At 67.4% G+C, this 19,864-nt stretch carries 15 protein-coding genes; 14 read left to right on the top strand and 1 reads right to left on the bottom strand.

Annotated features, from left to right (window positions below; genetic code table 11):
* Positions 1-24 precede the first annotated feature (24 nt).
* The 3 genes from SPI01S_RS13015 (at position 25) to SPI01S_RS22300 (ending at position 2,612) form a co-directional block, all read left to right on the top strand.
* Complete coding sequence (locus SPI01S_RS13015; protein WP_066723056.1) at positions 25-744, top strand: SapC family protein; 720 nt, start codon at positions 25-27, stop codon at positions 742-744.
* Entirely contained in the window at positions 741-1,775 is a 1,035-nt protein-coding gene (locus tag SPI01S_RS13010) for a cupin-like domain-containing protein (protein ID WP_066723051.1), read from the top strand. The genes SPI01S_RS13015 and SPI01S_RS13010 overlap by 4 nt, the downstream gene beginning before the upstream one ends.
* A 201-nt stretch (positions 1,776-1,976) precedes the next feature.
* On the top strand, positions 1,977-2,612 hold the full coding sequence (locus SPI01S_RS22300) for a PEPxxWA-CTERM sorting domain-containing protein (RefSeq protein WP_169804511.1): 636 nt from the start codon (positions 1,977-1,979) through the stop codon (positions 2,610-2,612).
* A gap of 81 nt (positions 2,613-2,693) precedes the next feature.
* Here SPI01S_RS22300 and SPI01S_RS13000 read toward each other — a convergent pair whose 3' ends face one another.
* The gene (locus SPI01S_RS13000; protein ID WP_245653591.1) at positions 2,694-4,556 is read right to left on the bottom strand and encodes a methyl-accepting chemotaxis protein; all 1,863 of its coding nucleotides are present in this window, start codon (positions 4,554-4,556) and stop codon (positions 2,694-2,696) included.
* Positions 4,557-4,800: 244 nt separating this feature from the next.
* On the opposite strand from SPI01S_RS13000, the gene SPI01S_RS12995 reads away from it, so the two are divergent.
* The 11 genes from SPI01S_RS12995 to SPI01S_RS12945 all read left to right on the top strand — a co-directional run bounded on the left by SPI01S_RS12995 (position 4,801) and on the right by SPI01S_RS12945 (position 19,853).
* The gene (locus tag SPI01S_RS12995) at positions 4,801-5,853 is read left to right on the top strand and encodes a glycosyltransferase family 2 protein (RefSeq protein WP_245653590.1); all 1,053 of its coding nucleotides are present in this window, start codon (positions 4,801-4,803) and stop codon (positions 5,851-5,853) included.
* 171 nt (positions 5,854-6,024) lie between these two features.
* Positions 6,025-6,813, top strand: coding sequence for a 2-keto-4-pentenoate hydratase (locus SPI01S_RS12990; RefSeq protein ID WP_245653589.1), 789 nt, complete (start codon positions 6,025-6,027; stop codon positions 6,811-6,813).
* Between the two features lie 32 nt (positions 6,814-6,845).
* A complete protein-coding gene (locus SPI01S_RS12985) occupies positions 6,846-8,135 on the top strand; it encodes an MFS transporter (protein ID WP_066723037.1) in 1,290 nt (429 codons plus the stop codon).
* A gap of 28 nt (positions 8,136-8,163) precedes the next feature.
* On the top strand, positions 8,164-9,588 hold the full coding sequence (uxaC, locus tag SPI01S_RS12980; protein ID WP_066723033.1) for a glucuronate isomerase: 1,425 nt from the start codon (positions 8,164-8,166) through the stop codon (positions 9,586-9,588).
* Between the two features lie 121 nt (positions 9,589-9,709).
* A complete protein-coding gene (locus tag SPI01S_RS12975) occupies positions 9,710-10,345 on the top strand; it encodes an RpiB/LacA/LacB family sugar-phosphate isomerase (RefSeq protein WP_066723031.1) in 636 nt (211 codons plus the stop codon).
* A gap of 154 nt (positions 10,346-10,499) precedes the next feature.
* On the top strand, positions 10,500-11,270 hold the full coding sequence (gene kduD / locus SPI01S_RS12970) for a 2-dehydro-3-deoxy-D-gluconate 5-dehydrogenase KduD (protein ID WP_066723029.1): 771 nt from the start codon (positions 10,500-10,502) through the stop codon (positions 11,268-11,270).
* Entirely contained in the window at positions 11,267-12,271 is a 1,005-nt protein-coding gene (locus SPI01S_RS12965) for a sugar kinase (protein WP_066723026.1), read from the top strand. Before kduD ends, SPI01S_RS12965 begins: the two co-directional genes overlap by 4 nt.
* Complete coding sequence (locus tag SPI01S_RS12960; RefSeq protein WP_066723024.1) at positions 12,268-13,803, top strand: carboxylesterase/lipase family protein; 1,536 nt, start codon at positions 12,268-12,270, stop codon at positions 13,801-13,803. Before SPI01S_RS12965 ends, SPI01S_RS12960 begins: the two co-directional genes overlap by 4 nt.
* A 65-nt stretch (positions 13,804-13,868) precedes the next feature.
* Positions 13,869-14,900, top strand: a complete 1,032-nt coding sequence (locus tag SPI01S_RS12955; RefSeq protein ID WP_066723020.1) for a LacI family DNA-binding transcriptional regulator — start codon at positions 13,869-13,871, stop codon at positions 14,898-14,900.
* 295 nt (positions 14,901-15,195) lie between these two features.
* On the top strand, positions 15,196-18,507 hold the full coding sequence (locus SPI01S_RS12950; protein WP_066723018.1) for a TonB-dependent receptor domain-containing protein: 3,312 nt from the start codon (positions 15,196-15,198) through the stop codon (positions 18,505-18,507).
* Complete coding sequence (locus tag SPI01S_RS12945; protein WP_066723015.1) at positions 18,507-19,853, top strand: pectate lyase family protein; 1,347 nt, start codon at positions 18,507-18,509, stop codon at positions 19,851-19,853. The genes SPI01S_RS12950 and SPI01S_RS12945 overlap by 1 nt, the downstream gene beginning before the upstream one ends.
* The last annotated feature ends 11 nt before the right edge of the window (positions 19,854-19,864 follow it).

Genomic DNA, 19,864 nt, shown 5'->3' with positions numbered 1-19,864 from the left:
CCCGGAAACATGGATGATGTTCGAATGACGAGACCGGTCGCGCTGGACAATGTGCTCCACCAGGACCTGCGCGTCGCCTTCCGCCACGGAGCGGAATTCGGCGATGCCGCCAACCAGATTCTGATCTTCCCCACCGAGTTCGAAGCCGCACAGCGCGAATTCCCGATCCTGTTTCGCGAGGCGGAAGGGGAGGGGCTGCAGGCCGTGGCGCTCACCGGCTTCGAATTGGACGAGAACCTGTTCTTCGACGGTGCACGCTGGACAAGCCGCTACGTCCCGGCACTCCAGCAACGCGGGCCCTTCTCGATCGGCGTCCCCGGCGACGGCGGTGATCCCGATGAAGGCCCGACGGTGCATGTCGATCTCGACGATCCAAGGGTGGGTACCGAGACGGGCGAGCTGCTGTTCCTCCCCGAGGGCGGGGCGAGCCGCTATCTGGAGCATGTCTCGCGGGTGCTCGGCCGCATTCATGCGGGGATCGGCGCGGCCGCGCCCGTCTATGGCTTGTTCCAGGAACTCGGCTTGCTTGAGGCGAACGTCATCGAAGTGACGCTGCACGACGAGCAACGCTATCGTATCGACGGCTTCCAGATGCTGTCGCGCGAGCGGCTGGAGGCGCTGGACAGTGTTTCGATCGAGCGGCTCCACCGCGCCAATGTGCTGGGGCTGGCCTATCTCGTGACGGCGTCCCTGGGGAACATCAGCGGGTTGATCGAGCGCAAGAACGCGGGCCGGGCGCGATGAACGTGCTGGCCGGTGCTGCGCCCGCCGTGCAGGAGATCCAGGGCATCGCAGCCGATGCGATCCCCTTCGATCGGCTGCTGGCGGAACAGCAGCCGGTGCTCCTCAGGGGCATTGCCGCGGACTGGCCGCTCGTCCGCGCGGGGCTGGAATCCGCGCCTTCGGCGATGGACCTGCTCCAGCGCTTCGACGCCGGGCGCCCGGTGGTGACGTTCACCGGCGCGCCCGAGATCCAGGGCCGCTTCTTCTACGACGAAAGCGTCACCGGCCTCAATTTCACCGGCAGGCGCGAGCCGCTGAGCGCCCTGCTCGACGCGATGCGCCCCCGGACCGGCGATGCGGATGCGCCGAGCTTCTATGTCGGCTCGACCGATCTGGACGAGTATCTGCCGGGTTTCCGTGCCGAGAACGACCTGGTGCTCGATCACCCGATGTTCGCCCGGCACCTGGCGAGCATCTGGATCGGCAACCGCACCACGGCGACGTGCCATCACGACATGTCGCACAACCTTGCCGTGTGTGCCGTAGGCCGGCGCCGCTTCACGCTGTTTCCGCCCGACCAGATCGCCAACCTCTATCCCGGTCCGCTCGAACCGACGCCGGGCGGCCAGGTGGTCAGCATGGTGGATTTCGCCGCGCCCGATTTCGATCGGCACCCCGGCTTTCGCGACGCGATGGCGGTGGCGCAGGTGGCGGAGATGGAAGCGGGGGACCTGCTCTTCTACCCCGCAATGTGGTGGCACCACGTCGAGGCGCTCGCCCCGTTCAACGTGCTGGTCAATTACTGGTGGAACACCAGCCCGGCCTGGCTCGACACGCCGCAGCTGACGCTGCTGCACGGGCTGCTCAGCCTGCGCGATCGCCCGGAGCCGGAAAAGGCCGCGTGGCGCGCGCTGTTCGATTATTATGTGTTCGGCGACCCTGATCGCGCGGCGGCGCATCTGCCGGAAGCAGCGCGTGGCCCCCTGGCACCGATCGACGCAATGGCCGCCCGGCGGCTGCGGGCGCAGTTGCTCCACCGCCTCAATCGCTAGGTTCATCCGCAACGCCGCAGATGGTCTACGGAATCCGGCAACCTGCCGCGAGATGGTTAATTTTTCCGGTAAGCCGATGCGGATCCACGACAAATCGACGGAACTTGCTGCGCCGCCGCAGGGTTCGGGGGCTGCCATGGTGCGGGCATGAACCATGCGGCCGTTCGTGGTGCGTTGTACCCTGTTCAGGAGGATTTGCGGATGATTAAAGGCGCTTTGAGCGCGGCGGCCCTGGTTGCGGGCCTGTCGCTTACCCCGGTTTCGGCTTCGGCCGCACCGATCATCGGCGGCGCGACTGCCATCGACCTCACCGCTACCAGCACGTTCCAGTCGCTCGGCTATAATGTCTCCACCTACGGTTCGGCCAGCTCCTTCGTGGTCGGCGGTGACATCATCGCAGCGTTCCTCATCACCGGCGGCAATCGCAACGATTCCACCGGCGCCATGGTCATCAACCATGCAGGCTCGGGCCTGAACTTCTCGCTGGGCGGCAACACGCTCAGCATCGGCAACTTCGAGATCGACACGGCCGCCGGCTTGGTCCGGGGCAGCGCTACCGCCAACGGCTTCACGCTGGGCAGCAACCTTTCGCTGTTCAACCTCGGCGCCGGTTCGGTGCTGACGCTGACGGACGAAGCGGCAGCCGCCTTCAACACCACGCTGGGCACGGCCGGCCTCGCCGGCGCGACCATCGGTACGGCCAACCCGGTCGCCGTGTTCGGCCCGAGTGGCGTTCCCGAGCCGGCAAGCTGGGGCCTGATGATCGCGGGCGTCGGCTTCGTCGGTGCATCGCTGCGCCGTCGTGCCCGCAATACGGCGCGCCTCGCCGCCGCCTGAGCGCCGCTGCATGGGTAAAGGAAACGGCCGGGAGATCGCTCTCCCGGCCGTTTTCATTCTGCTAGCTGGGGAGGGGAGCGATCAGAAGCTCGCCCATTCCCCCGCATCGGACATTGCCGCTACCGGCAGCGGCTTCACGGGCGAGACATAGCCGCCCCGAGCTGCCGCCTTGGCCTGCGGCGCACGCGGCGCGCGGGGGGCGGACTGGCCACCGACCTCGAACTTGTGCGCGGAATCGCTGAGGCTGGAAACCTCGGCGTTCAGATTGCGTGCGGCGGCGGAGGTTTCCTCCACCATCGCGGCATTCTGCTGGGTGCTATGGTCCATGGTCTGCACGGCGGAGGCGATCTGGGAGATCGCCGAGGCCTGGGCCTGGTTGTCGGTCGCCATCGCGCTGACCAGCTGGTGCACCTCGGTCGTCGCGGTCGAGATGCTGTCCAGCGCGCCTTCCACCTGGTGCACCGTCTGTACCGCCTCGACGATGTCCTTCTGCGTGGCGCTCAGCTGGTCGCGGGCGCGGCTGGCTTCCTCTTCCGAACGCATTGCCAGCTGCGAAACGAGATCGGCGACCACCGCGAAGCCGCGCCCTGCCTCGCCGGCGCGACCGGCCTCCACGGCGGCGTTCATCGCCAGAACGCGGGTCTGGAACGCGATCTTGTCGAGACCCTCGATCACGCTGTCGATGCCCTTCGCGCCTTCGGAAACGCGGTTCATTGCCTGCACGGCGGTGTCGGTGATCGCGCGGCCGTCGTTCACGGTCTGGATCGCGCCGTTGGTCCGCTGGACGGTGCTGTCGGCGGCGCGCGCGGTGGCCTTCAGCCGCTGGTCCATCTGCGTGACGGCCGCCGCGGTCTGTTCGAGACTGGCGGCATTGGCCTCCGTCCGCCTCGCCAGGTCCTCCGACGCGGCGGCGATCTCGCCGGAGCCGGTGCGGATCGTGGTGGCGCTCTCCATCACCTGGGCGATCAGCTGGCGCAAATTGGTGACCGCGCGGTTGAAGTTGCTCTTCACCGGCTCGAATTCCGGCGCGACCTGCACGTCGATCGAGGCCGTCAGGTCGCCCCGCGACAAGGCGTCCAGGCGGGTATCGAGCGCGTCGATCAGGCGCGCCTGCGCGGCGTCGGCTGTCTCCTTGGCATGGCGGGCCGTTTCCTGCGTGATGGCGTTCTCCCGGAACACCGCCACGGTGCGCGCCATCGCGCCGAGCTCGTCGCCGCGATCGCTGCCGGGGACGGCAACGCGGAGATCCCCGCCGGCGACGGCCTGCATGGCGGTGCGGAGCGCATCGAGCGGCTCGGTTATGCCGAGGCGTGAGACCAGGTAGCCGAGCATCATGGCGAGCAGGATCGCGATGACGCTGATGGCCACCAGCGTCCACACGGTCGACTGTCCGGCCGCCTGCAGCGTGTGCGATGCATCGGCAGCCTCCTTCATCCGCTGGTTGTTGAAGGTCGACAGCCGCTTGGAGATCGTCTGGATCTCCGGGTCGACCTCCCGCAGAAGCGCGAGCGCGGCGGCGTTGTCGTTCCGCAGGCCGTGTTCGACGGCGGTCGCGGTCTTGTCCTGCAGCGTGTCGATCGAGCGCCGGACCTCGTCGATCATCGGCTTGGCCGATGCATCCTCGCGCTCGATCTCGTCGAGCAGCGTCTTGGCCTGCGCGTAGCTCTGCTTTTCCTCGGCCTGGGCCTGGCGCGCCATCGGGCTGTTGCCGTCATAGGCGACGGAGCGATAGCCGGCATAGGGCATCGCTTCGAGCAGGCGGTTCAGCCGCGCGGTGTGCGCGGTGCTGGGCAGCTTGCCGAGGGTGAGTTCGGAATAGTCCCGATTGGCGCGATGGAGGCTGCTGGCGCCGATCCAGGTGACGACCAGCGTCACCAAGCTGATCATGGCGATCACCGTCAGGATTTTGACGGGCACGCGCATACGCGCGAGTAACTGTTTCATTCCGTGGGTCCCTCGTGCGCCGGCCTGAACGAGCGGGCGGCAAGACCTTCATTATAGCGTCCGCGCATGCGCACGCGGCGCGGGTAAACCCATAAAATAGTCACATAATGCACTGGCGCTGAAGCATAGTCGCGTCGGCGCGTCCCAGGGCTGCGGGCCTGTTCTGCGGGCTCCGGGCGGTTGGTCTGCACGCATCGCCTATAATGCGAACGTGGCGCCGTGGCGGTGCCGGGGGAAGATGCGCGTGACACGGCTGGCTTTGGTGATGATCGCCCGAAACGAAGCCCGTGCGATCGCCCGGGCGCTCGACAGCGCGCGTCCCCATGTCGACCGGATGATCGTACTCGATACGGGTTCCACCGATGCCACGGTGGCGATCGCCGAAGCGCATGGCGCCACCGTCTTCCGGTTCGACTGGTGCGACGACTTCGCCGCCGCGCGCAACGCCGCGCTCGACCATTCCGACGCCGACTGGAACCTGCTGCTCGACGCCGACGAATGGCTCGACGGCGGGTTCGAGGCACTGGGGGCAGGGGCGCTGCCGCCGGGCGGCGCGCGTGTCGGATTCATCGGCTGCGCGCAGCTGCGCAACGAGGGCGTGTCGGCCAGTGTCACGCGTCGGTTTCTTCCCCGCATCCTGCCGCGCGGGGTGCGCTATGCCGGGCGCATCCATGAACAGCCGGTTTCGCCGCTGCCGCTGGTGCCCTGCGCGCTGCAGATCGGGCATGACGGCTATGCCGAGGCGCAGCTGGCGGCGAAGCACGGCCGCAACCTCGCCCTGCTGGAGGCCGCGCTGGTCGATGCGCCGGAGGACGGCTATCTCTGGTACCAGCTCGGTCGCGAGCACCTGGTCCGCGGCGCGCCCGAGGCCGCGGTGGCGCCGCTGCGCACTGCGTGCCGGCTGACCGCGCCGGATGCCGCCTATCGCCATGCCGTGGTGCTTTCCACCATCCGCGCGCTGAAGGAGGCCGGGCATCTGCCGGAGGCGCTCGCGCTGGTCGATGCAGAGCAGGCGGCCTGGCCGCAATCTCCAGACTTCTATTTCGCCGTGGCCGACCTGTATCTGGAATGGGCCAGCCGCGAACCGGCGATCGCGCTCGACGAACTGCTGCCGGTCGTCGAGGGCGCGTGGCTGCGCTGCCTCGAGATCGGGGAGCAGCCGCTGCTCGACGGGTCGGTGATCGGCTGCGGGAGCTATCTTGCGGCCGGCAACCTCGCCATGTTCTACGACCGCCTCGGCATCGAGGACGAGGCGCAGCGCTTCGCCGCGATGGAGCGTGTGCTGCGCGCCGCCTGATCCTCGGACAAGACTGCGCCGCGATGTTCGCCCCGAACACCGCATGTCCCGTTGACGCGGCAATTTGACACCGGTATCAAATCAGCAAGGCGCTGCATGTCGCAGTGGGTTGGAGGCGGAGAACGCCCGCGGCACGACCGGCGGGCTCCGCACATGGAGAGGGATGAAGCATTGGCGGAGCAAGCGACGGCGGAGCGCATCGCACAGGCCTTTGTGGCGGCACGGCGCGCGCGCGAGGGGTTCGCCGACTATCCAGGCGTGATGCCCCAGACGCTGGACGACGCCTATGCCATCCAGGCGCGTGCCATTGCGCTGTTCGACAGGCCCGTCGCCGGCTGGAAGGTGGGGCGCGTGCCGGATGCGCTGGTCGAGCGTTACGGCTCCAATCGCCTCGCCGGGCCGATCTTTGCCGACAGCATCGTCCATGCGGAGTCGGGGGAGGCGCCGGCCATGCCGATCTTCCGCAACGGCTTCGGCGCGGCGGAGGCGGAATATCTGGTGCGGCTGGGCGCGCTGCCGGCGAATTTCGATCGCCCCTGGTCGAACGACGAGGTGCTGCCCTATATCAGCGAGATGCGTGTGGGCATCGAGATTGCCAGCTCGCCCTTCGCCGGCATCAACGCGCACGGCCCGGCCGTGACGGTTTCCGACTTCGGCAACAATAACGGTCTGCTGATTGGATACCGTATATCTTCTGAAGAGGATTTCCTTCGCTGGCCAGTGTCGCTAACGATTGACGGGGAGGTCGCTGGAACCGGCACCGCGGGCAACATGCTCGACGGACCGATCGGAGCGGTGCGCTTCCTGTTCGAACGTGCGGCCAATGGGCTTCCGCTGGCGGAAGGCCAGTGGATCTCGACAGGCGCGGTCACCGGCGTGCACCAGGTAGAGCCAGGCGCGCAGGTCGAGGCGCGTTTCGGAGACACGCTCAGCGTACGGTGCTCGATCGGGGTCGCCTGATCCCGGGGTCACGGAGTGGGATTGGAGAGTTGATGGCGAGCAAGGGGGAAGCCGCAGTAAGCGGCGCCGCGGCACGGGTAGGGCGATATCGCTGGGTGATCTGCGGGCTGCTGTTCGCGGCCACGATCATCAATTATGTCGATCGCCAGATGATCGGCGTGCTGAAGCCCACGCTGATGGCCGATCTGCATTGGACGGAACAGGATTTCGCCAACGTCATCATCTGGTTCCAGTTCGCCTATGCCGTGGGCTACATCATCTTCGGCAAGGTGGTGGACCAGGTGGGCGCGCGGGTCGGCTATACCATCGCCTTCGTCATCTGGCAGGTCGCCCATATCCTTCACGGCGCGGCCCACAGCCTGATGCATTTCGCCATCGCCCGCTTCGCGCTGGGCATCGGCGAATCCGGCAACTTCCCCGCGGGCATCAAGGCGGTGACCGAATGGTTTCCGGCCAAGGAGCGCGCCTTCGCGATCGGCGTGTTCAATGCCGGCGCCAATATCGGCGCGGTGCTTACCCCGCTGGCAATTCCGTACATCGTGCTGGCTTGGGGCTGGCGTTCTGCGTTCGTCATCACCGGCGTGGTCAGCTTCGTCTGGCTGATCGCCTGGTGGACCCTGTACCGCACCCCGCGCGAGCACCCGAAGGTCACCGAAGGAGAGCTCGCCTGGATCGAGCAGGATCCGGCTGATCAGGTGCAGAAGCTCGGCTATGGCGCGGTGCTCACCAGGCGCGAGACCTGGGCCTATGCGCTCGGCAAGTTCTTCATCGATCCGATCTGGTGGTTCTTCCTGTTCTGGCTGCCCGGCTATCTGTACGAACGCTACCATCTGGACCTGAAGACCTTCGGCATTCCGCTCGCGGCGATCTATCTCGTGTCCGACATGGGAAGCGTCGCCGGCGGCTGGCTATCCTCGCGGCTGATGCGGGCCGGCTATACCGCCAACCTCGCCCGCAAGGTGACGATGCTGGTCTGTGCCTTCGCGGTGCTGCCGGTGCTGTTCGCGGAATCGCTGAGCAGCGTGTGGATGGCGGTCGGCGTGATCGGCATCGCGACCGCCGCGCACCAGGCCTTCTCCGCCAATCTCTATGCGCTGCCGGCGGACATGTTCCCGCGCGGCGCCGTTGGTTCGGTGATCGGGATCGGCGGCACCGTCGGCGCCGTCGGCGGCATCCTGATGTCGCTCTACGTCGGCGTGGTGCTGGAGCGGATCGGTAGCTACTGGCCGCTCTTTGCGGTGGCTGGCAGTGCCTATTTCGTGGCACTCGCCTGTGTGCACTTCCTGTCGCCGCGGCTCGCCCGCGTCGACATGAGCCACTGATTTCACATCTACGTTACCGGAGTACCCGATGGCCAAGCCGCTGAAGCTCGATCCCGACCGGCTGCTGCCGGCCGAGGATCGCACCCGCGCGATCGCGCGCGACCTCTATAAGGCGGTCGCGGGCCTGCCGATCATCAGCCCGCACGGCCATACCGACCCGACCTGGTTCTCGACCAACGCCAACTGGTCCAACGCCACCGAGCTGCTGCTGTCGCCGGACCATTATATCTACCGCATGCTCTATTCGCAGGGCGTGTCGCTCGACGCGCTGTGCGTGCCGAGCAAGGCAGGGATGCCGGCCACCGATCCGCGCGCGGCGTGGCGCACCTTCGCCGAGCATCTCCATCTGTTCCGCGGCACCCCCTCGGCGATGTGGCTGGGCCATGTGTTCGGCGAGGTGTTCGGCTTCGACGTGGCGCTCGACGGCGAGACGGCGGATTTCTACTACGACACGATCAACGAAAAGCTGGCGAGCGACGATTTTCGTCCGCGCGCGCTGTTCGATCGCTTCAACATCGAGTTCCTCGCCACGACCGAGGGCCCGCAGGACGACCTGTCGCCGCACCATGCGATCCGGGAGTCTGGCTGGGGCGGCCGCGTCGTCACCACCTATCGCCCGGACGCAGTGATCGACGTCGAGCATGAGCAGTTCCACGGCGCACTCAAGATCTTCGCGGAGAAGACCGGCGAGGACGTCTATAGCTGGGACGGCTATCTCGCCGCGCACGCCAAGCGCCGCGCCGATTTCCGCGCCGCCGGTGCCACCGCGACCGATCATGGCCACCCCACCGCGCGCACCGCGAACCTCAGCAAGGCCGAGGCTGCGGCGCTGTTCGCGAAGATCCTCGGCAGCGACTGGACCCCGGCCGATGCCGAGCTGTTCCGCGCCCAGATGCTTACCGAAATGGCGGCGATGAGCGTCGAGGACGGGATGGTGATGCAGATCCACCCGGGCAGTTTCCGCAACCATAATGGCGGGCTGTTCGCCAGCCATGGCCGCGACAAGGGCGCCGACATCCCGATGGCGACCGACTATGTCCACGGCCTCAAGCCGCTGCTCGATCGCTTCGGCACCGCGACCGACCTGTCGATCATCCTCTTCACGCTGGACGAGACGGTCTATGCCCGCGAGCTGGCACCGCTGGCCGGCCATTATCCGTGCCTGAAGCTGGGCCCGTCCTGGTGGTTCCACGACAGCCCTGAGGGCATGCGCCGCTTCCGCGAGCAGGTGACCGAGACCGCCGGCTTCTACAACACGGTCGGTTTCAACGATGATACCCGCGCCTTCCTCTCGATCCCGGCGCGGCACGACGTGGCGCGGCGGATCGACTGCGGCTTTCTGGCGCAGCTGGTCGCCGAGGGGCGGCTGCTCGACTGGGAGGCGGCGGAGCTGGCCTTCGAGCTGACCAACGGGCTGGTGCGCAAGGCATACAAGCTGGGCAGCGCCGCATAGGACGCCCCAACGGTTGAAAAGGGGGATGCGGCGGCCGAGATGACCGCTGCACCCACAAAATACGGGCGCCACCGGATCGGCTATGGTAACCGGTGTCGTCGCAAGCAGAAGGACGAGGACGATGAAGATTGCGCTGATCAGCGAGAACAGCCAGGCGGCCAAGAACGGCATCATTCACAAGGCACTCACCAACGTTGCCGAGCCGCTGGGCCACCAGGTGTTCAACTACGGCATGTACTCTGCCGAGGACACGGCCTCGCTCACCTATGTGATGAACGGCCTGCTCACCGGCATCCTGCTGAATTCCAAGGCGGTTGATTTCGTGGTGACCGGCTGCGGCACCGGCATGGGCTCGATGCTGGCCTGCAACGCGATGCCGGGCGTGTTCTGCGGCCTGGTGATCGATCCTACCGACGCTTTCCTGTTCGGCCAGATCAACGATGGCAACGCCATCTCGATGCCCTATGCCAAGGGCTTCGGCTGGGCGGCGGAGCTCAACCTGGAAGACGTGTACCGCAAGCTGTTCGAGGGCGAGCGCGGCCTCGGCTATCCGCGCGAGCGCGCCGAGATCATGCGCAAGAACCGCGGCATCCTCTCGGACCTGAAGCGCGTGACCTGCACCGACATGCTCACCGTGCTGAAGAATGTCGACCAGGACCTGCTGCGCGCCGCGATCGCCGGCGAGAAGTTCGCGGAATATTTCTACGCCAACTCGCAGGATGAGGAAATCAGCGCCTATCTGCGCAGCCTTTCCTGATCGCTGACATCCGCCGCTTCCCCAGGCGCTCCCCTCCTGCTCGCGGGAGGGGCTGGGGGAGGGGAGGATGCAGTGTCGTCCACCGTTTCAGGCCCTCCCCCGACCCTTCCCACAAGCGGGAGGTGAGCGCAGAAGGAGGGTGAGGGGAGCCATCATGACCAACCCGTTCGATCTTACCGGCCAGGTGGCCGTCATCACCGGCGCCAACACCGGCATCGGCCAGGGCATCGCGCTGGCGCTCGCCGCGGCGGGGGCGGACATCGCCGCCGTCGGCCGTACCCCTGCCGAGGAAACGGTGCGCAAGGTGCGCGATCTGGGCCGCCGCGCCGAGATCATCTCCGCCGATCTCTCGACCATCGAACCTGTGCAAAGGGTTGTGGACGAGGCTGTGGATAAGCTGGGGAAAATCGACATCCTGGTGAACAATGCCGGGATCATCCGTCGCGCCGACAGCCTTGATTTCACGGAAGAAGACTGGGACGCGGTGGTCGATACCAACCTCAAATCGGTGTTCTTCCTCTGCCAGGCGGCGGGCAAGTTCATGGTCCGCCGCTTCGGCGAGACCGGCGAGCGCGGCCGCATCATCAACATCGCCTCGATGCTCACTTTCCAGGGCGGCATCCGCGTGCCGAGCTACACCGCGTCCAAGTCCGGCATCGGCGGGCTCACCAAGCTGCTGGCCAATGAATGGGCGGCGAAGGGCGTGAACGTGAACGCGATCGCGCCGGGCTATATCGCCACCAACAACACCGCGGCGCTGCAGGCGGACGAGACCCGCAACCGCCAGATCCTCGAGCGCATCCCGGCCGCCCGCTGGGGCGATCCGGAGGATCTGGGGGGGGCGGCGGTCTTCCTCGCTTCGCGCGCTTCGGACTATGTGCAGGGCCATGTTCTTGCCGTTGACGGAGGCTGGCTGGCACGATGACGTTCGCGTTCTTTGGGGAAATGATGCTGCGGCTGTCGCCGCCGGGCCGCGAATTGCTGTTGCAGACGCCCAAGCTCGACGTGGCGATCGCCGGGGCAGAGGCGAATGTCGCCACCGGGCTCGCCTGCCTGGGCCATGACGTGGCGATGATCAGCGCGGTGGCGGACAATCCGCTGGGGGCTGCGGCGGTTGGCGAGTTGCGTCGGCGCGGCGTCGATGCCCGCAAGGTGGTGTCCGAGGCCGGTCGCATGGGCCTCTATTTCCTCACGCCCGGCGCGGGGCTCCGCGCGTCGGAGATCGTGTATGACCGGGCCCATTCGGTGTTCGCCGACCGGTCGGCCGAGGCATGGGACTGGGATGCGCTGCTGGAGGGCGTGACGCGCCTCCACCTCTCCGGCATCACGCCCGCGCTGGGGCCGAACACCGCCGCCGCCGCCATCGCCGCGGCCGAGGCGGCGAGCGCGCGCGGCATCGCCGTGTCGTTCGACGGCAACTATCGCGCCAAGCTGTGGGAAGCCTGGGACAGCGATCCGCGCGGCGTGCTGACCCAGCTGATCGGCCATGCCGAGATCCTGTTCGGCAACCACCGCGACATCTCGCTGCTGCTGGGCGAGCATTTCTCCGGCGACGGCCCGGACCGGCGGCGCGAGGCGGCCGAGGCGGCGTTCTCGGCTTTCCCGAAGCTCCAGCTGATCGCTTCGACGGCGCGGCATGTGGACGATGTCGACAGCCACCGGATCGCGGCGCGCGTCGACACCCGCGATGGCCATCACCAGACCGAGGAACTGCGCGTCAGCGGCATCGTCGACCGGATCGGCGGCGGCGACGCCTTCGCGGCCGGCGTGCTCCACGGCCTGCTGGAGGGCGGAGACGCCCGCGCGGCGGCCGAGGCGGGGCTCGCGCTCACCGCGCTCAAGCACTCGCTGCCCGGCGATGCCAGCCTGTTCACCCGCGCCGACCTCGCGGCCTTCGCCGAGGGCGGCCTGGACGTGCGGCGGTGACCAGCCGGCGCGCGGTGCTGGCGAGCGGCTTGACGCTTGCACTTCCACCGCGCGCCTGGGCGGCCGGCGATCCGGTCGCCGATGCCCCGGCCGGTCGGTTCGTGGGAACGCGGGAAGGGGGGCTCTCGCGCTTTCTCGGCATCCGCTATGGCCGGGCGGCGCGGTTCCGTGCCCCCGTCGCCGCGCCGCGCGCGGCGCGGGCGGCGGCGCAGGCCTTCGGGTCGATCTGTCCGCAACGCGGGCTGAAGAACGAGCCCCAAGCCGAGGACTGCCTGTTCCTCAACGTCTGGACACCGGGCACCGAGCGCGCGGCGCGGCGGCCGGTGATGGTCTATTTCCACGGCGGCGCCTACTCGAACGGCAGCGTCACCGATCCGCTGAACGACGGCGCAGCCCTGGCCAGGGCAGAGGACGTGGTGGTGGTGACGGTAAATCACCGCCTCAACGCGTTCGGCTATCTCTATCTCGCCCGGCTCGACCCGCGTTTTCCCGACAGCGGCAATGCCGGCCAGCTGGACCTGATCCTCGCGCTGCGCTGGATCCGCGACAATATCGCGGCGTTCGGCGGCGATCCGTCGCGGGTGTTCCTGTTCGGCCAGTCGGGCGGCGGCGCCAAGATCGCGACGCTGATGGGCATGGAGGCCGCGCAGGGCCTGTTCCACAGCGCCGCGACGATGAGCGGGCAGCAGGTCACCGCCTCGGGACCGATGAACGCGACGGCGCGCGCGCAGGCGTTTCTCGATCGGCTCGGCGGGCTGGAGGCTGCAACCACGCTGGCGGCGGAGACGCTGGTAGAGGCGCAGGACGCGCGCGATCCCATCCTCGGCGGCGGCGTCTATTTCGGGCCGGTGCTCGACATGCGCTGGCTGGTGCGCCACCCGTTCTGGCCGGATGCGAACCCGCAGTCGCTGGCGATCCCGATGATCCTCGGCAACACGCAGAGCGAGACGCGCGCCTTCATCGATCCCGGGTCCGAGCGCATCCGCACGCTCACCTGGGACAATCTGGCCGCGCGGATGGCGCACGAGCTGAAGATCGACGTGCTGCCGGAATGGGTGGTGGCGCAGTATCGCGCGCGCTTTCCGGGCGATACGCCGCAGGACCTGTTCTACCGCGCCACCACTGCCGGCCGCAGCTGGCGCGGGCAGGTGATCGAGGCCGACGCCCGTGCCGCGGCGGGCGCCAGGGCGACCTGGGTCTACCAGGTGGATTTCGCCTCCCCGACCCAGCCAGAGCGGGGGGCGCCGCACACCATGGACATCGCGCTCGCCTTCGGCACGCTTTCGGCACCCGGCGCCTTCACCGGCACGGGCGCGGCGGCGCAGCGGCTCAGCCGGCAGATGATGGCTGCCTTCGCATCGCTGGCGCGCGGCGGAACGCCGGCGGCGCCGGGCCTGCCGGCCTGGACCCCCTATGCGCTGCCCGACCGCGCAACGATGCTGTTCGACGCCGAGAGCCGCCTGGCGAACGACCCGCGCCGCTGGGAGCGCGAGCTCTTCTCCCGCATCCCCTATATCCAGCCGGGCAGCTGATGCGGCGCCGGTCCGCCGCGCTGCCGGCTATCGCAATCGTTCGCGCCGCCGTGTAGCATCGCCCCATGGAAAAGACGGGAAAGCCCACCATCAACGACGTCGCCCGGCTCGCCGGGGTTTCGAAGAAGACCGTCAGCCGCGTCATCAATCGCTCGCCCCTGCTGAACGAGGATACGCGCGCCAAGGTGGAGGCGGTGATCGCCGATCTGGGCTATGTCCCCAATGTCCAGGCGCGCGCGCTGGCGCTGCGGCACAATTTCCTGCTCGGCCTGATCCACGACAATCCCAACGCCCAGATGGTGATGAACGTCCAGGCGGGCATCCTGGAGGCAATCCGCGATACCGAGTTCGAGCTGATCGTCCGGCCGATCGACCGCGGTTCCTCGACGATGCTGGCGGATGTACGCGCCTTTCTCGAGCGGCAGCGGCTGTACGGCGTGCTGATCCTGCCGCCGGTTTCCGAGAACGACATGCTCGCCGAGGTGTGCCGCAGCCTGGGCACCCGCTATGTCCGCATGGGGTCGGCGCCGCTGGACACGCCCGAGCATATGGTCGCCTCGAACGACAGCGAGGTGGTGGTGGAGGCGGTGCGCCATCTGGTCGCGCTCGGCCATCGCCGGATCGGCCTGATCGCCGGTCCCCACGGCTTCCGCTCGGCCCGCGAGCGGCGGAAGGGCTTCGAGCAGGCGCTGAGCGATGCCGGCATCAAGCTGCCGCGCAGCCTGATCGCTGACGGCAACTACACCTTCGAGAGCGGCCTGGCGGCAGCCGACCGGCTGCTGGACCTGTCGCCGCGCCCCACCGCGATCTTCGCCTCCAATGACGAGATGGCGGCGGCGACGCTGCACGCGGCTCGGCGCCGCGGGATGAGCGTGCCGGAGGATCTGTCGATCGTCGGTTTCGACGATACCGCCATCGCCTCGCACATCTGGCCGCCGATGACGACGGTGCACTGGCCGATCATTTCGATGGGACGCTCGGCCGCGCTGAAGCTGCTGGTCGATTTCTTCGGCGACGACCAGGCGGTGGAGGAGCCCTCGCTCTTTCCCTCGACGCTGATCCACCGTGCCTCGGTAGCGCCCCCGCGCGCCGACTGAGCGCCACGCGCGTGTTGCGGCAAAGCCGCGGCCGTCAAAAATGTCCCGAACCGACTTATGACACCGGTTGACATGGCCGGCGAGCTTGCAACAATACAGGTCAATCAAGCGTGACGCAGCGCTTGCGCCAAGACGAACGCAAGATTCGGCGAAGGCGTGGGAGAGGATTGTCGCGACCCCGTCCTTGAATCGAACGTCGGTGAGAGCCGTCTTTCGAAATACGGTCGCATATCCACTTGCCCGCCCTCCGGTGCAGTCGCGCGCATGCTCAGGCATGAGGACAGGGGAGGTTCAAATGGCAGAACTCAGCGGTTTTTTGGTCAGCCTCCGGGGCGGTCTGCGGGTTGGTGCGTCGATGGGCGCGCTTGGCATGGGGCTCGCGCTCGCCGGTGCCGCCCATGCGCAGGCACAGCAGGGCAACCCCGTCGCGCAAGCCGATGCAGCACGCGATGCGAGCGTGCAGGAAGAACCGTCCCCGATCGATCCGCAGACCGGCGACGAGATCGTTGTCACCGGTTTCCGCGCTTCGCTGCAGAACGCATTGAATCTCAAGCGCCGGTCGAACCAGATCGTCGATGCGATCACCGCCGAGGACATCGCCGACTTCCCGGACGCCAACCTTGCGGAGTCGATCCAGCGCCTGCCCGGCGTCTCCATCGACCGTGACAATGGCGAGGGCCGCTCGATCACCGTCCGCGGCCTGGGCGGTGATTTCCAGTCGGTGCGCCTGAACGGGGCCGACGCACAGAATGTCGCGGGCGGAAACCAGTCCGACGCCGGCGCCAATCGCAGCCGCGGCTTCGATTTCAATACCTTCGCCTCCGAACTCTTCGGCGGCGTGAAGATCACCAAGTCGACTGCGGCGGAGAATGACGAAGGCTCGCTGGGCGCGATCATCGACCTGACGACGGGCCGTCCGCTCGCCTACAAGGGCAATCGCTTCTCGCTGGGCGGCGAAGGCGAGTATCGCGAGAACGGCAAGACGTGGAACCCGCGCTTCACCGGGCTGGCTTCGGTAAAGCTGACCGACAATTTCGGTGTGCTCGTCTCCGGCGCCTATCAGAAGCAGGAACAGCAGATCGATTCCTATCGCCGCGGCATCGGCGTGTTCGACTATCTGTACCGCAACTCGCAGATCAGCGGCGTGACGCCGCCGGTCTACGGCTTCGCGCGGCCCGGCGGTACCGGGGCTACCTTCGGATCGGACCCCGCCGCCTATGCGCTGCTGACGCCGACCACGATCATCCCGGGGCTTCCCTCGATCAACCGGCAGAGGCTCAAATACGAGCGGCTCGGCCTGACCGCGACGGCGCAGTGGCAGCCCACCGAGCGCACCGAGATCATCGTCGACGGCGTCTATTCCAAATATGATCAGGACAGCGAACTGGCCGGCATCACGCCGATCGGCCTGAACCGCAACGGCACCAATACCCGCGTCACCCAGAACACGCTGCGCGCCGTGGGCACCACCAACGGCTTTGCGGATCGCGTGGCGCTCTATCCCAACTGCGTGCAGAGCGCGATCGTCGACTGCGGCCAGCAGCTCAACGGGAGCAGCGTGCTGCCCGGCTATTTCAACAGCTACAATCCCAACAACCTGAGCGCGTTCGATTATTACAACAACACGCGCTCGCCCGGCTATGTCGCGACGACGAACCAGACCGGCTATTATACCCAGCTGCTCGGGCGCCCCAACACGGTGGTGCGGGCCGCCAATGTGAATGCGGCGGGCCAGGCCGATTACCTCCAGCTTGATCGCGTCGACTGGCGCAGCTCGATCGACACGCAGAGCGGCTCGACCGAGTTCAAGCAGGCCACGCTCAACCTGCGCCAGGATTTCGGCGACCGACTGACGATGGACGGCACGCTCGGCTGGTCGAAATCGGTGTTCGACGCGACGGGCTATCTTGCCGAGGTGAACGCCATAGACCAGAACGGCTATGTCTTCGACGAGCGGAACGGCGGCAAGATGCCGGTGTTCAACCCCGGCTTCAACGTCGCGGACCCGAATGCGTGGACGCTGGTAAAGGGTCTGTCGACGATCCGCGTCTTCAAGAACCAGGTTACCAACGAGTATCGCGTCGGCCGGCTGAACTTCGCGTTCGAGGCGGTGCCCGAAATGACCATCCGGTTCGGCGGTACCTACAAGAAGTTCAAGTATTTCGCCGATCAGCAGCGCCGCGCCCAGTCGATCGAGGCGCTGAACCCGACGCTGGCGGAGGCCAGGCTCAACGTCACCGACCTCGGCGGCGTCTACGGCTTCGGCCAGGGGCTGAACGTGCCGGCGGGCACCCCGACCAGCTTCTTCGCGCCGGAGATCGGCAAGTTCGTCAACGCCTTCGGCATCGACTGCAACTGCGTGAACAAATGGGGCGACTTCCGCGTCGTGCCGGATGGTCGCCAGGGCGGCGGTGTCAACGAGCGCGACGTCTCCGGCTTCTTCCAGGTCGACTATGACCTGACGCTGCTCGGCGGCCCGCTGCGGGGCAATGCCGGCCTCCGCATCGCCAACACCCGGGTCAACGGCCGCGGCAATGTCGGCGGCGCGGACGGCATCCCCGGCATCGCGGTGGTTGCCAAAAACGAATATTGGGATTGGCTGCCCTCCGCCAACATCAACTGGGAAGCGAAGCCCGGCCTGCTGATCCGTTTTGCGGCGGCCAAGGTGATGTCGCGTCCGCAGCTCTCCAGCCTCACGCCGGGCACGACGTCCTTCTCAAGCACCCTGGCGATCAACGGATCGGCGCCGTCGCTGACCGTCGGCAACCCCTATCTCAGCCCGTTCCGCGCGACCAATCTCGATCTCAGCATCGAGAAATACTTCCGCAACAACGGCCTGATCGCCGTGGCACTGTTCAAGAAGAACCTGGAGAGCTTCCCGCAGCAGCTGGCGGGTGAAGCGCCGCTCTCGACCGTGTTCGAGCCGACGATCTACAACCAGATCCTTGCCTCGATGACCGATCCGCAGCTGCGCGCCTATACGCAGAATGGCGGTACCTGGGGCGTGCGCCAGTTCAAGGACGCGCCCGGCGGCACGATCAAGGGCATCGAGGTCAATGTACAGACCGATTTCTGGTTCCTGCCGGCGCCGTTCGACAAGATGGGCGTTACCGCCAACTACACGCACATCGATTCCTCGCTGAGCTACCTCACCGGCACCGTGCTGGCGACCACCCAGGCGGGCGGCGCGGCGACCGCGCAGAACAGCTACGCCACGGCGCCGTTCCTCAACACGTCCCCGGACGCGTTCAACGCCACGCTCTATTATGAGAACAAGCTCTGGTCGCTGCGTTTCTCGGGCGCCTATCGCACGCGCTTCGTCAACCGCTTCCCACTGGCGACCGGCACCTGCTCGGTCGGCACGACGACCAATGCCGGCGCGGCGTGCAATTCGCCGGTATTCGCGGACTTCGGCTACAACGAGAACCAGTTCAACCTCGATGCGGCCTTCGCGATCAACGTGACCAAGTTCGCCCGCTTCACGCTGGAGGCGCGCAACCTGACCAACCAGCCGCAATATCGGACGATGTATGCCGCGAACCCGGTGTCGCAGATCTATGGCAGCACCGGCCGGATCGTCACTGCCGGCATGCGGCTGAGCTTCTGATGCGGCGGGCAGCGCTTGCCCTGCTGCTGGCCGCACCCGCACCTGTGCTTGCGCTTGCGCAGGAACGGGCTGCCGTTCCTGCCTTTCCGGGGGCGGAGGGGGCGGGTGCCCATGCGCTGGGCGGGCGCGGGGGCAAGGTGCTGTTCGTCACCACGCTGAACGATCGCGGCCCGGGCAGCCTGCGCGAAGCGGTGGAGGCGGCCGGGCCGCGAACGATCCTGTTCCGCGTCTCGGGCACGATCCGGCTGGAGAAGCCGCTGCGCGTCCGGGAGGGGCGGGTGACGATCGCCGGCCAGTCGGCGCCGGGCGACGGCATCACCCTGCGCGACCACCCGCTGGAAGTCGCCGCGGACGACGTGGTGATCCGCTATATCCGCTCGCGGCTGGGCGACGAGAGCCGCACCGAGTCCGACGCGATCTGGATCCTGGGCGGGCGCCGCATCATCCTTGACCATGTCTCGGCGAGCTGGTCGGTGGACGAGACCCTGTCTGCGTCGGCCAACTACCGGGAGCCAGGGCAAGGCTTCTGGGACCTGACCGTGCAATGGTCGATCATCGCGGAATCGCTGACCCATTCGCTCCACGCCAAGGGCGAGCATGGCTATGGCAGCCTGATCCGGGGCGGGCGCGGCGCGCGGATCAGCTTCCACCACAATCTCTGGGCCAATCACGAAGCACGCATGCCGCGGCCCGGCAACTATAGCGGGCCGGACGTCGATCCGGAGGGCGCCTTTTTCGACTTCCGCTCGAACCTGTTCTACAATTGGGGCAAGGGGTGGTCCGGCTACAATGCCGACAAGGCGACGCTTGCGCGCTACAACTTCGTCGACAACGCCTATGTGATGGGGCCGCAATCGGAAAAGCCGATCGCCTTTCACGAAGGCAACACGCTGGCCAAGGCGTGGTTCGCCGGCAACAGCATGAACGGCACCATCCCCGAGGACCCGTGGAGCCTGGTCGACGGCATTTCGCCCGAGGGCTACCGGCTCGACGCGCCGGTGCCGATGCCGCCGGTGACGCGCGACCCTGCGGCATCGGCGTACGAGCGGGTGCTGGCGAGCGCGGGGGCGTCCAGGGTGCGCGACAGCGTGGATGCACGGGTGGTCGCGGGAGTCCGGGACCGCACGGGCCGCCAGATCGACAGCCAGCGCGACGTGGGCGGCTGGCCGGCGCTGCGGAGCGCGCCGGCGCCCGTCGACAGCGATCACGACGGCATGCCCGACGCCTGGGAGATCGCGCACGGCCTGAACCCGCACGACCACCGCGACGGCGCTGCCGACCGAAACGGGGATGGCTGGACGAACCTGGAGGAATGGCTGGCCGAATGCGCCGCGCCCCGGTCCTGAACGCGGCCGCT

The organism is Sphingomonas pituitosa NBRC 102491, assembly GCF_001598435.1.
Classification (GTDB): Bacteria; Pseudomonadota; Alphaproteobacteria; order Sphingomonadales; family Sphingomonadaceae; genus Sphingomonas; species Sphingomonas pituitosa.
Note: the sequence above shows the minus strand (reverse complement) of the source record. Positions and strands in the feature narration are given on the sequence as shown.

Excerpts from the sequence above, each read along its gene's own strand:
- SPI01S_RS13015 (WP_066723056.1), top strand. The coding sequence starts at position 25 with ATGACGAGACCGGTCGCGCTGGACAATGTGCTCCACCAGGACCTGCGC.
- SPI01S_RS13010 (WP_066723051.1), top strand. The coding sequence starts at position 741 with ATGAACGTGCTGGCCGGTGCTGCGCCCGCCGTGCAGGAGATCCAGGGC.
- SPI01S_RS22300 (WP_169804511.1), top strand. The coding sequence starts at position 1,977 with ATGATTAAAGGCGCTTTGAGCGCGGCGGCCCTGGTTGCGGGCCTGTCG.
- SPI01S_RS13000 (WP_245653591.1), bottom strand. The coding sequence starts at position 4,556 with ATGAAACAGTTACTCGCGCGTATGCGCGTGCCCGTCAAAATCCTGACG.
- SPI01S_RS12985 (WP_066723037.1), top strand. The coding sequence starts at position 6,846 with ATGGCGAGCAAGGGGGAAGCCGCAGTAAGCGGCGCCGCGGCACGGGTA.
- uxaC (WP_066723033.1), top strand. The coding sequence starts at position 8,164 with ATGGCCAAGCCGCTGAAGCTCGATCCCGACCGGCTGCTGCCGGCCGAG.
- SPI01S_RS12975 (WP_066723031.1), top strand. The coding sequence starts at position 9,710 with ATGAAGATTGCGCTGATCAGCGAGAACAGCCAGGCGGCCAAGAACGGC.
- kduD (WP_066723029.1), top strand. The coding sequence starts at position 10,500 with ATGACCAACCCGTTCGATCTTACCGGCCAGGTGGCCGTCATCACCGGC.
- SPI01S_RS12965 (WP_066723026.1), top strand. The coding sequence starts at position 11,267 with ATGACGTTCGCGTTCTTTGGGGAAATGATGCTGCGGCTGTCGCCGCCG.
- SPI01S_RS12955 (WP_066723020.1), top strand. The coding sequence starts at position 13,869 with ATGGAAAAGACGGGAAAGCCCACCATCAACGACGTCGCCCGGCTCGCC.
- SPI01S_RS12950 (WP_066723018.1), top strand. The coding sequence starts at position 15,196 with ATGGCAGAACTCAGCGGTTTTTTGGTCAGCCTCCGGGGCGGTCTGCGG.
- SPI01S_RS12945 (WP_066723015.1), top strand. The coding sequence starts at position 18,507 with ATGCGGCGGGCAGCGCTTGCCCTGCTGCTGGCCGCACCCGCACCTGTG.